10 protein-coding genes are annotated in these 12,877 nt (G+C 33.6%); 8 read left to right on the forward strand and 2 right to left on the reverse strand.

From position 1 onward, the window contains the following. Positions 1-13: 13 nt before the first annotated feature. Both BKH43_RS01570 and BKH43_RS01575 read right to left on the reverse strand, forming a co-directional pair. Positions 14-2,008 carry a glucosyltransferase domain-containing protein gene (locus BKH43_RS01570; RefSeq protein ID WP_095227835.1) on the reverse strand — a complete coding sequence of 665 codons (1,995 nt, stop codon included), beginning with the start codon at positions 2,006-2,008 and terminating at the stop codon, positions 14-16. A gap of 83 nt (positions 2,009-2,091) precedes the next feature. Further along, on the reverse strand, positions 2,092-4,086 hold the full coding sequence (locus BKH43_RS01575; RefSeq protein WP_095227837.1) for a glucosyltransferase domain-containing protein: 1,995 nt from the start codon (positions 4,084-4,086) through the stop codon (positions 2,092-2,094). Between the two features lie 158 nt (positions 4,087-4,244). Here BKH43_RS01575 and BKH43_RS01580 point away from each other — a divergent pair, with 158 nt between their 5' ends. The 8 genes from BKH43_RS01580 to BKH43_RS01615 all read left to right on the forward strand — a co-directional run bounded on the left by BKH43_RS01580 (position 4,245) and on the right by BKH43_RS01615 (position 12,784). Continuing rightward, on the forward strand, positions 4,245-5,195 hold the full coding sequence (locus tag BKH43_RS01580; RefSeq protein WP_172402284.1) for a glycosyltransferase family 2 protein: 951 nt from the start codon (positions 4,245-4,247) through the stop codon (positions 5,193-5,195). A gap of 1 nt (position 5,196) precedes the next feature. Then, entirely contained in the window at positions 5,197-7,122 is a 1,926-nt protein-coding gene (locus tag BKH43_RS01585) for a DUF6056 family protein (RefSeq protein ID WP_095227841.1), read from the forward strand. A 123-nt stretch (positions 7,123-7,245) separates the two neighbouring features. Beyond that, entirely contained in the window at positions 7,246-8,031 is a 786-nt protein-coding gene (locus tag BKH43_RS01590; RefSeq protein ID WP_095227843.1) for a hypothetical protein, read from the forward strand. Continuing rightward, positions 8,032-8,226: a 4Fe-4S binding protein gene (locus tag BKH43_RS01595; protein ID WP_095227845.1), complete on the forward strand. Its 195-nt coding sequence runs from the start codon at positions 8,032-8,034 to the stop codon at positions 8,224-8,226. It begins immediately after the preceding gene. A 10-nt stretch (positions 8,227-8,236) separates the two neighbouring features. Next, on the forward strand, positions 8,237-9,697 hold the full coding sequence (locus BKH43_RS01600; protein WP_095227847.1) for a Ppx/GppA phosphatase family protein: 1,461 nt from the start codon (positions 8,237-8,239) through the stop codon (positions 9,695-9,697). A gap of 5 nt (positions 9,698-9,702) precedes the next feature. After that, positions 9,703-10,776 carry a lipopolysaccharide heptosyltransferase I gene (gene waaC / locus BKH43_RS01605; protein ID WP_095227849.1) on the forward strand — a complete coding sequence of 358 codons (1,074 nt, stop codon included), beginning with the start codon at positions 9,703-9,705 and terminating at the stop codon, positions 10,774-10,776. A gap of 9 nt (positions 10,777-10,785) precedes the next feature. Next, the gene (locus BKH43_RS01610; protein ID WP_095227851.1) at positions 10,786-12,153 is read left to right on the forward strand and encodes a glycosyltransferase family 9 protein; all 1,368 of its coding nucleotides are present in this window, start codon (positions 10,786-10,788) and stop codon (positions 12,151-12,153) included. Between the two features lie 94 nt (positions 12,154-12,247). Then, entirely contained in the window at positions 12,248-12,784 is a 537-nt protein-coding gene (locus BKH43_RS01615; protein ID WP_095227853.1) for an NAD(P)H-dependent oxidoreductase, read from the forward strand. Positions 12,785-12,877: the final 93 nt, after the last annotated feature.

Here is a 12,877-nt window from a genome sequence, read left to right on the forward strand (position 1 = left end):
AAGCTCTAGTCTTTTAAAACTTTTTAGGATTCCACGTACTAGGTTTTAAATCTACAAAGTAGCAGCTATTAGACTTATATATACTTTGATAGGAGTTATCTAATAAAAGTTCTTTTTTAGCACTGCTATCTTTTATGTAGGTATTTTCAGGTGCACAAGCACTACCATAAAAGCTTTGATAGTTACTTCCTTGATAGATTAGTGGGTAGTTAGTAAAAGGGAAGGCTTTATTTATCATGACATTAGGTATAAGCCTTTTTGCTATACCTCCATAGTATCTATCTATGAAGTTTAGTGTTACTGGTGAGTAGCCTATACTTCCTTCTAAAGCTACACCTACTTTATTTTGTGCCTCTCTTGGCACTAAAGCGCTTAAATCTTTAGCCACCAACCCTGCTCTATACATCATATAACTTTGTTGGGCTGAGATAGCATTACCATAACTACTAGCAAAAACTACTAAAGAGTAGCTTCCTAGTGCTACAAAAACTATGCTTAAGCCTTTCAAGAATCTAAACTTACTCTTATAAAGCACACCTAAAAAGACTAAGCTTGCAAATCCTCCAAAACCTATAAAGGCCCTTGGGGCAAAGAGGGCATTTTGCAAGGCTAGATAAGCACCATAAGATAGACTTAAAGCTAGGGCTAAAAAGACTAAAGAAGCTATAAAAGAGACTATAAAGTTTCTCTTGCCTAAAAGCATGCTAGTTAGAATAAAAAGCAAAGCACTTACTACTAAGAAAGTAAAAAATGGCAAGCTTTTTAGATCACTAAAAATAAAACTTAGATAGATTTTGAGGTTGCCACCTTCTAAGATTTTAGTAGCTTGCATGGTATTACTACTTACATAACCACTTAAGCTAAGTGGAACTGGCGTGACTATAAAGTATCTATAAAAAAGTATGGCCACTATAAAAGTTATAACTGCAGCAAAAAGAAACTGAAGTATTTCTTTTAGGCTTTTTTCTTTGTAGATAAGATTAGTAAAGATAAAAAATAAAGTTAGGATGATATAAATTCCATTACTTGCTTGGTAGGTTGAAAGAGAAAGTAAGAGGGCTATAAAACTTATATAGATAAAGTGCTTTAAGTTATCTTTAAATAAAAAAGGCACTAAAAGTATAAAAAGAGAAAAGCTCATCAAAGGAGAATCAAACTTATAAGAAAGATTTTCTAAAAAGTAAGGGCTTAGGCCTAGGGGTAAAGTAGCGATTATCCCTAAGATATCAAGTTTTTTACGCACTATATAAGCTAAAAGTATCCCGCTTAGACTTAAGATCACTATAGCAAAAAGCTGAGGGAGTGGAGAGATATCAGTGTAAGGAAAGACCTTAAAGCTATCTATTAACGTATAAAGATATAAAGATATGTATCTACTAAATCCTGTCCAGTTATCTCCTAGTCCTATAGATCTTCCAAAGTCGTTTATATAGTAAACATCACCTCTTAAAAGCGCACTTAAAGCTACTAGGTAGATAATCACACTTAAGATAAAAAGCTTTAAAAACTTAGGCTTAGTTACTAACTCATAAACTTTTTGCTTAAAGCTACTTGCTACTTTACTAACTATGAAAATTATTATAAGACCAGATATAAAAAGTACAAGTAGATTCTTATAAGCTTTTAGATAAGAAACTTTATAACTAAAAGTAGCAAGGTTGCCAACTTCTAGTTTTTTAGGGCTATCAAAGTAGATATGATGAAACTCATTTTGAAAGTTAGATATATCTTCTTTTTGTACACCTTTTATATAAGTAGTAGCTAGCGTAGTTATGCTAGATATGGAATCTAGCTTTCTAAAAAGTAAGCTTTTATACTCTATCTTTGCACTGTACTTATAAATCTCGCCTATATGAACCCTTCCTTGTATGTCTAAAAAAGCAGTATAAGACTTATTAAAAGAACTAAGGCTTAAAACTAGAGTAAAGATAAAGGCTAGGATGGCTAGCAAGATCCAAACACTAAAGGCTAACTTGTAGCCTTTAGACATATTTTTGTAAGTAGTCATTTTTTATAGTAGCCTTAATGTCTGTTTTTATAACAGCATTTTAGTATATAGATAAATAGATATTTACTTTTTTATCCCTAGCTTTATCTAGCCTTCCATGTGCTAGGTTTTAAGTCTACAAAGTAGCAGCTATTAGACTTATATATACTTTGATAGGCGTTATCTAACACAAGCTTTTTTTTAGCAGTGGTGTTTTGTGGTGCGCACACAGCCTCATTGTAGCTTTTATAGTTAGTGCCTTGGTAGATTAGAGGCTGTCTATTCCACGGCCATAATGGATTGCCTAGTAGAGTTATAGGTATAAGCCTTTGTGCCATACTTCCATATCTTTTTATAAAGTTATCAGTAACTGGTGAGTAGCCTATACTACCTTCAAAAACTATACCAGTTTTAGTTTGTGCCTCTCTTGAAACTAAAGTGCTTAGATCTTTAGCTAAAAAACCTGCCCTTTGCATCATATAGCTTTGTTGGGCTGAGATAGCATTACCATAACTACTAGCAAAAACTACTAAAGAGTAGCTTCCTAGTGCTACAAAAACTACGTTTAAGACTTTTAAAATTTTAGAATTTTTCATATAAAAAAGATTTATATAAACTAAGGCTATAAAAGCCCCAAAACCTATAAATGCCCTAGGATATAAAAGTGGTTTTGAAAGCACTAAGTAAGCCCCACTAAAAAGACAAAGCCCTAAGGCTAAAAAAACTATAGAAGAGATGAAGGATAAAAGCTTAGTTTGCTTAGAGTTAAAAGTACAAGCTAGTATAAAAAGCAAGGCTATAACTAGGCTAAAGATAAAAAATGGCAAGTCTTTTAAGTCACTAAAGATATAACTTAAATAAATCTTAAGATTCCCCCCTTCTAAGATCTTAGTAAAACTCATAGCATAGCTACTTACATAGCCATTAACTTGAGTGGCTATAAAGTACTTATAAACCAGCATAGCAACTATAAAAGAAAGCACTGCAGAGCCTAAAAACTTTAGATTCTCTTTGATACTTTTTTCTTTATAAAGATAGTTTGTAAGCACTAAAAGGAGAGTAAAGATTATATAGATTCCATTACTTGCTTGGTAGGTTGAAAGAGAAAGTAAGAGGGCTATAAAACTTATATAGATAAAGTGCTTTAAGTTATCTTTAAATAAAAAAGGCACTAAAAGTATAAAAAGAGAAAAGCTCATCAAAGGAGAATCAAACTTATAAGAAAGATTTTCTAAAAAGTAAGGGCTTAGGCCTAGGGGTAAAGTAGCGATTATCCCTAAGATATCAAGCTTTTTACGCACTATGTAAGATACAAGCATCCCACTTAGACTTAAGATGATAACTGCTAGAAGTTGAGGAAGTGGAGAGATATCAGTGTAAGGGAAACTTTGAAAGCTATTAATGATGTTATATAGATACTTTGCTATGTATCTACTAAACCCTATCCAGTCATCTCCTTGCCCTACAGCCCTACCAAAATCATCTATATAGTAAACATCACCTCTTAAAAGTGCACTTAAAGCGACTAGATAAATAACTACTGAAATAATAAAGATTTTTAAAAAGTTAGGAGAAGCTATAAACTCACACACCCTTACTTTAAAGCAAGTTCTTACTTCACTAACTATAAAGATAAGCATAAGTCCTCCTATAAAAGCTAGGGCTAACTTTTTATATAAGGGTAAGAAAGAAACCTTATAGTTAATGCTTGCTATATTACCCTCTAACTTTTGGGGGCTTTTAAAGTTTATATATTGCAAATGAGTGCTTAGATTAGTGATGCTAGATTTGGCTATGTTTTCTTTATAGTTTATATCTAAGATAGTCATGGTAGAGATGTTTTCTTGCACACGAAAAAGATTGCTTTTAAAGTGAAGTTTTGCATGGTACTCATAGCTAAGGCCTACTTGATTTACACTTATAACATTTAGGTTTGCTTTATAAGTTTTATTATAAGAAAGGGCACTTAAGACTATAGTAAAGATAAAAAGTAAGATGGCAAGAACTATCCAGATACTAAAGGCTAGCTTATAGGCCTTTTTTAACTTTGATATATATATATATATAGGTTGTTTAGTTTTGTGTGTTTTTGAGCGCACATTTATACCCTTAAAGTTTTATTGATAAAGGCTCACATTGTAACAAAGTTAACAATTTTGTGTCCATAAAAATCACTAAGCTTAAAAATTGCCTATAATAACAAGCTATGCAACCAGTCTATATCAGCTCAACAATTAGTTCAAAACAAAGAGATTCCATGCAAAATTACAAGCTTTCAGTCATAGTCCCTTGTTATAACGAAGAAGATGTAGTGGCTAAGTTTTATAAAGAGCTACTTAGTGCACTAGATTCTATGAGGGAAGATTTAAGTAGTGTTGAAGTCTTATTTATTAATGATGGAAGTAAAGATAAGACTAAAGAAGAGATATTAAACTTGCAGCCTAAAAGTGATAGCTATGTGGAATCTAAACTCATAAACTTTTCTAGAAACTTTGGCAAAGAAAGTGCCTTGCTTTGTGGTTTAAGAGAGTGCAAGGGAGATATAGCAGTTATCATTGATGCTGATCTTCAGATGCCTCCAAGTTTTATGAAAACCTTACTAGAGACTTATAAAACTGGCAAATATGATATGGTTTATACCAAACGCCCTAACCGCCCTGAAGGAGCACTAAGAAAGGTTTTAACTAAGATTTATTACTCAGTTTATAACTCTTTAGTAGATGTAAAGATAGAACATAATGTCTTAGACTATAGGCTGCTTTCAAGAAAAGTGATAGATGCCATCTTAGAAGTAGGCGAGTATCATAGATTTAGCAAAGGGATCTTTGCATGGGTTGGCTTTAGTAGTATTTGTTTAATCTGTCCTTTTGAAGAGCGTGCAGGAGGAGTTTCAAAGTTTAATCTAAGAAAGCTTTTTAGCTATGGTCTATCTGGGGTAGTAAGCTTTTCAACCCTGCCTTTAAAAGTAGCCTTTTATGTAGGCTTTGTGATTAGCCTTTTAAGCTTTTTATATGGAATCTACATGATAGTAAATACCCTAGCTTTTGGGAATCCAGTCAAAGGTTATCCTTCAATTATCGTTATAATCCTCTTTATGGGTGGCATCCAAATAATGATTCTAGGCATCATAGGCGAGTATATAGCTAGGATTTATGAGCAAGTTAAAAACAGACCGCCCTACTTTATAGACTCACAAGATAAGGTTTGATATGTTAGTTATAGCGTTTTTTGCAGTATTTTTTATATATATGTTAGTGGTTAATTACTTGCTTCCTATGCAGAGTGATGATTTTAGTGCCTACTTGCATGCTACGGAGCATTTCAGCTTTTCTAACTTTTCTTACTTTACTTGGAATGGCCGACTAGGAGAGATGCTTAATACAAGCTTTGTAGCACGTTTTGTAGGCACTCCTTACTTTGATATAGCAAACGCAGTAGTAGCTACTCTTTTTGTCTATCTACTTTTTTATATGGTCTATGCTAGGAATCCTAAAACTACTAAAGACTTTTTAGCCTTAGTGATAGTCTTTTTAAGCATGATACTTTTCTTTAATTTTGGAGCAAACTTTATCTGGGGAGCTGGAGCTTTAAACTATCTTTGGGGCATAACTATCTTAATAGGCTTTATGATCCCTTATAGAATCTATGCTAATCATACTTATGCCTTAAAAAAACAAAGCCTACCTAGCACAAAGTCTAAAACTATAATAACAGCTATCTTAATGGCCATCTTTGGCTTTATCTCTGGCTTTAGTAGTGAACTACTAGTGCCTTTAAGTATAGTTACTTTAGTAGTGTTTGGAATCTTTACTCTAGTTAGACGTAAAAAGATCCCACTTTGGTTTTATATAGGAATCTTGTTTTTAATCATAGGCTTTATAGTGTTTTATCTATCTCCTGGTACTAGTATAAGAGTTGATGCACTAAAAAATATTCGCATAGATGGAATCTTGCGTTATATGAGCGCAAAAGAGTTTTTTACTCTAAGCACACAAGAGATGCTAGAGCGTGCAAATATGGCCTATCATCACTTCTTTAAAAGTATAGTTTTTGTAAGCGTGTTTTTTAGCTTCCTACCTGTAGTAGTTAAGTTTTTTAAACGTGGTATAAAGCTTTATGTAGCTATAGTAGTGCTTTTAGTGCTTAGCTATCTAACACGCTTTTTCTTAGATGTATACTTTGTAGGCATCATCTTAATCTTACTTTTAATCTGTGCGCTAGTCTTAAGAAAAACCCTAAGAGTGCTTTACACTAAGCTTTTCTTTCTCTTTTTAGCGTGGGCTTTTTTAGGTGGGTTAAGTGTGCTTTTTATAGGCTTACCTCATAGGGCACATATGGGAGATCATATAGTCTCTCTTATAACCTTACTTTTAGTACTAGGCTACTTTTATAAAGACTATGAAGCTAAGTTTAATCTTAAAAAGATACTTAACTGGCTACTGCCTATAGGTACTATCATATATGCCCTCTATGTGCTTTTTGCCTACTATAACTACTACACACTTCAAAAAGAAGCTTTACATGAGATAAAAACTCAAAAAGCAAATGGGATACAAGACTTAGTTATAGACCCTAAGTTTTATAAACGTACTAGATTCTATGATAGGTTAGGAGAATGGGATGGTCCTTCAAGCAATGCTAGCCAGTGGCCAAATACTGATATAGCAAAGTACTACCATGTAAAAAGTTTTAGACTAGGAAAGATAGATGAAACTTCTAGCATTAAAACTAGTAATGAAGCTTCTAAGGATTTAACAGAGCTAAACACTAAGACTGATACTTTAGAATCTAAAGATTCCACAAGCAAAGAAAGCACTACTAAAGAAGATACAACTTCACCAAGCTCTAGCACTACTCCTATTTCTAGTCCTAATAAGGATTTAGATACTAAAGAAGCAAAAGATTTAAGCACCACTAATGAGACTAATAAAACTACTAGTGAAGCTATACCAAATGACACTAAGGATACTAATGCCCCGCCTCTTGCCTCTCCTACTTCTTCTCTTCCTGCTTCATCTCCTACTGCTTCCCCTCCTATTATTTCTCCTGCAAAACAAGCAACTACGCCAAAAGAAGATAGAAGTGAAAGCAAGGAAACTAACACACCAAAAAGTGAGGGTGAAAGTCCTAAGTAAAAAAGATAGCTTGTAGTTAGTTAGTTCTAGTAGGTTTAAGTTTATTTGGCTTTAAGAGTTTTAGTATTTTGGTAGAATCTTAATATTTATAAAACTAAACAAAAATCATAAAAAAGGGTTTTAATGTGGATTACAGATAACTTAAACCAAGACTATAAACAACAATTTACTTTCAAACACAAGATCACTGAGTACAAGGCTGCTGATATCCATCTTGAACTTTTCAGTACAGAAGGATTTGAAGATGTAGTACTGCTTAATCAAAAAGATGTTTTTTATAAAACTAGCATTAATGAAGAAGCGCAAATGCTTTCTTTTAGTGCCTACTCTACGCACGAAGATCCTAAAAGAGCTTTGATTTATGGTAGCTTAAACCTAGAGTTAGCCTACCTTTTAAGTAAGCTTGGTCTTAAAGTAGATATGGTAGTTCAAGACCTAGAAGCACTAAATGTCTTAAGTGGCTTTTTCCCCCACTTCAAAGAAGTTATGAGTGAAGGAAAAGTGAAGATAAGTACTAGTTTTAGCTCTTTTATGGGCACTCAGTTTGACTTAGTCTATCACTTAGGAGTGCTTCAAGCTAATGAGCTAAGTGCTATAAAAAAGATGATGGATAAAAAAGGTATATTTATCTACTCTCCTTCCTCACTTCCTAACCTTGCCCTTTTAAAAGCAAACATCGCCCTAGCAACAGCTTGCTTTAATATATTAATGCCTTTTAGTTTGCCTTTTAGCCTAAGTAAAAAAATCTATGCTTATGCTAGTGATACTTATCACCCTCTAGCTAGTCTTTTACTTCAAAAAAGCGATATGCTAGAAGATGCAACTTACTATAACTCTAGACTTCATGAAAGTGCTTTTATCTTGCCAACTAACCTAAAAGTGTTGCTTAAGAATCTGGTAAAAAACTAAATGCTTGTCATCACAAAAGCTTGCATATCCTGTGATGCTTGCTTGCAAGTATGTCCTAATGAAGCCATAAAAGCAGGAAGGCTAGTTTATGAGCTAGATCCAAAGAGATGTGACTTTTGTATAGATCAAGACAGAAAGTTTAACCCGCAGTGCATAAAGGTTTGTCCAGTAGATGCCATAGAGTTTGCCAGTTAAGGAGATAAAGATGAGTAAGATTACAAGTGTTATAGATATAGGTTCAAACTCCGCCAGGATGGCTATATTTAAAAAAACTAGTAGGTTTGGATTCCACCTTTTATATGAGTTAAAAGCTAAGGTTAGAATCTCTTCTGGAAGCTATGAGCATGAAGCCTACTTGCAAGATGATGCTATCAATCGTGCGCTTAAGGCCTTGTGTGAGTTTGATAAGATATCTAAAAGCTATGGGGCAAGAAAAATGTTTTGTGTAGCTACTTCTGCTACAAGAGATGCGCCTAATAAAAATGTATTTTTAAAAAAAGTAAAAGAACTAACTGGCATTAAGATAAAGGTTATCCCAGGACCAAAGGAAGCCTACTTTGGGGCGCTTGCTTGTGCTAATCTTCTTCACACTAACACAGGTATAACTATGGATATAGGTGGTGGGTCAACTGAGCTAGCCTATATAGATGAAGGTAATATAAAAAGTCTTTTAAGTCTTAATCTAGGCAGTATAAGACTAAAAGAGCTTTACTTTGATGAGGGTGATATAGAGGGCGCTAAAAAGTATGTAAAAGAGTATATTTCTAAAAATATGGATTCTTTAAAAGGGATAAATATTAAAAAATGCTTTGGCATAGGTGGAAGTATAAGATCTCTAGCAAAGTGCATTATTAAAAACACAAATTATTGCTTTGATAGCTTACATGGCTATGAAAATAGTAGTGAGGTTTTTATAGAGTACTGTGAAAAGATACTACATGCTAGCGATAGTGAGCTTTTAGAGTTAAATATAGATGCTGCAAGACTAGATTCTATAAGGCCAGGCGTTTTAATCCTTGCTACTTTGCTAAAAATGCTAAATATAAAAAGTGTTATAGTAAGTGGAGTTGGAGTTAGAGAGGGAGTTTTTTTACATGACTTATTAAGAAACTCTAATAATAAATTTCCCCATGGGTTTAAACCTAGCCTAAGAGCCTTGCAAGATACTTTAAGTGCGGGCTATGCAAGTAAGAAGATACAAAAAAGCAACATACTTTTTAAAAGGGCAAAAGAGCTTTTTTTCCTTTTAAGTGAGCATCTTGACCTTGATGAAAAGTATCTTTACCATCTAGAGATAGCCTCTAAGATCTATAACGCTGGAGCTAGTTTTAACTTCTATCACGTTAACAAACATAGTGCCTATCTAGCGCTGCACGCCCTAACTTATGGCTTTTCTCACAAAGATAGGATGCTTATATCAACCATTTTAGAAAACTCCACTAAGTCTAAGTTTAAGCCTAATCTTAAGTTTGCACCCTACCTTCCAAGTGAAGATAAACTTAAATCACTTAGCTTTATACTAACAGTAGCAAACATCATGCAGCGCCTTACTAACTATGAGTATAGTCTCTCATCTAACTTGCTTCGCATAAGACTAGATTCTTTAGCCTTTAAGTCTGAGCTTTTAGCTATCAACCAACCCCCTATTAAGCTTGAAGTTGTGTAGAGCTTATGAGAGTAGCTATTATTAGAGTATCTGCCTTAGGAGATGTGATAATAAGTGCTAGTTTTTTACATGCTTTTAAAGAGGCTTTAGAATCTAAGTTTGATATAAAACAAAAAGATGGCCTTATGATAGAGTGGTTTGTGGATGTGCGTTTTAGTGGAGTGCTTGAAAACTCTCCTTGTATAACTAAGCTCCACGCCCTCCCTTTTAAAAAGCTTTTTAGAAGTTTAGGTGGGATTTTAGAGTTAAGAAGATACTGCAAGTCTTGTAAAAGCTTTGATTATGTCATAGATGCCCAAGGACTTATAAAATCTAGCCTTATAGGCAAGTTTTTAGATTCTAAAAATTTTATAGGCTTTGATAAGGCTTCAAGTAGAGAAAGTCTTGCTAGCTTTTTTTATAAAACTAAGGTTCATATACCTTATAAAGAAAATATACTAGTTAGAAACAAAACTGTGCTTTTTAATCCTTTTGGGATAAACATAGATGTTTCTAAAGCTTTGAGTAATCACAAACTTAGCTTTGGTTGTAATATACCTAAGGCAAAAGAAGTGCTAAAAGAAGCTTTAAGTGCCTTAGAAGAAGAGGCTAGTTTTAAAGTACTTTTTGTGCTTGAAACTTCAAAGGCAACTAAAACCTATCCTATAGAATCTTTTTTAAACCTAGCTAAGCTTTTAGGCTCTTTTAAAAACATAAGCATCTTTTTAATCTGGCATGATGATGAAGAAAGGGCAAGAAGACTTTTTACTAGCTTGCAAGATAGTAAGCTTAAAGCTACCTTGCTTCCTAGTATGGACTTTAATGCTATAAAGTATCTAATAAGTAGTATGGAGTGTGTTATAGGTGGAGATACTGGGATAACTCATCTTGCATGGGCACTAAACTCACCAAGTATCACACTTTTTGGCAACGTAGAATCTGGTCTAAGTGGTAGTAATCTTTCAAAAACTCCTCTTTCTCGTGTGCTCTTAAGAGGAGAAAAAAACTTATATGTTAGTAATAAGACTAAAGTCTTTGGCGTAGAGAGTATAGAACCTAGCAAGGTTTATGAAACCTTTAAACAGATATATTTGACTTAGGAGTAAGAAGTGATAAAGCTTTTTATAGATTCCCCCTTAAAAGAACTTTTTTTTAAAGAAAATAAGTTCTTTATAAACTCAAGCCTTGAAGACTGCGACATAGTCATAAGCGATGCCCAAAAGTCTATACAAAAAGCTACTTTGCTACACCTACCTGTATTAAAACCTCAGCTTATGGATGGAAGATTAGATGTTAATATGAGCTTTGCTATAAGACAGCCTAGCTTTAAAGAAGGGTTTGATGACTTTTTAAGAGGTATAAGCACCTTACCACTAAACCTAAAAAGACATGATATAGACCAAAACTTTTGGCAGAAAGAGAAAAAAACCATAGTGCTTTTTTGTCTTGATGGGCTAAGTGGCTATATCCTTTTTAGAAACGCCCTACCACACTTACTAGAAAAGTATGATTTAGTGCTAGTTAGTTCAGATGAAAGTAAGGAGTTTATAAGGCTTTATGATGAAAAAAACTTTAAAGAGATAATCTACATAGACTATCAAAAACTTGAAAGCTCCCTAAGCTATCTTAAAGCTAGCCTTAAAGAACTTAGCTCACTTAAAGCACACTTTCTTTTTAACACATCTTTTTCAAACAAGCCCTTATACAAACTACTAAGCATATATACTAATGCAACTTCAAAAGTTATGGTAAAAGGAAACTTAACTTATATGAATCTAGTACAGTACATGGAGTATGCTAATATCTATGCTAGAACACTTGATACAAGTCCATGTATCTGCTTTGAACACTATAGATATATAGATATGACTAAGGCTTTTATGAATAAAAGCTTTGAAGTTAACTATAGTCTTGAAAGGATAAAAGAAGATTCTATAAAAGATAAAACTATCTTAACCTTTAAAGATAAAAATTACATCCTAGTCTCCTTAGAAACTAGCCTAGTAGAAAAAAGATATAAGCACTTTGATAGAGTTTTAACAGAGCTTTTAGAACATAGCCCTAACCTTAATATAGTACTTTGTGGCCAAAAACAGGACTTAAAACTATGCTCTATAACCCACGCAAACATTACTAACCTAGTAGGAAAACTAGACTTAGAATCTTTAATCTTTTTACTTCAAAACTCCGCATTAAACGTGGTTAATGACTCTTATATCTCTCATCTTTCAAACGCTCTAAATAAGCCTACCTTAACCCTAGCAAGCGCTGATAATCTAGGTCGTTTTAGCAAGTATCCTCGCGAACTTAGACCTAACTCTCACACTATCTATGAAGACGCTATAGAAGAAAACTTTAATGGAGTAAAGCTTTTTTCTAACCTCGGTCTTATCTATCCTTATGTAGCAAAAAAGTTTAGTGTCTCAAGCATAAACCCAACAAAAGTTGTAAGCAGCATCTTAAAACTTTTAAAATAGATAAAGATTCTATAAGTGTAGAAAACTATTTGGTGAGTTTACAAAGTCTCATATAGAATAAAAGGGCATTTGAAATCTCACACAAGGATACAACATGGAAAATCTAATCATACTAGGTCACCCAAGCATAGAAACTAGCGTAGTTAATAAAGCCTTGCTTTCTTCAATAGAAGGTCAAAAAAATATAGAAGTTAGAAATATCGCAAAACTATATCCAAGCCTTAACATAGACGCTGCTAAAGAGCGCGCACTTTTAGGTGAAGCTAAAAGGATAGTCTTTCAGTTTCCACTTTACTGGTTTAGCGTGCCTGCTGCTTTAAAAGCTTACATGGATGCTGTTTTTACTGGAATCTTATTTGGCGATACTCCAAAGTTAGTAGCTGGCAAAAAGTTTAAGATAGTAGTAAGTGCTGGCTCACCAAAGTCTAAGTACACAAAAGATGGTAGAAATGGCCATGATTTAGATGAGTACTTAATCTCAGTGCTTCATAGTGCTAAGTATCTAGGTATGGAGACAGAAGAAATCTATGGCGTATATGACACTATGAATGTAGCAAATGACGCTTCTATCTTAGAAAATGGAATCAAAGGCTATAAAGAGCTTTTTAATCCATATCCTACTTTTTCATAAAAACTTTTACCTTCCTATGATAAAGCTACCTAGCTAAGAAGCTAGGTCTTATAAGTCCTTTAAAGGCTTATAAGCTTTTTTGGCTTCTTGCAT

This window comes from Helicobacter sp. 13S00401-1 (assembly GCF_002272925.1).
Classification (GTDB): Bacteria; Campylobacterota; Campylobacteria; order Campylobacterales; family Helicobacteraceae; genus Helicobacter_I.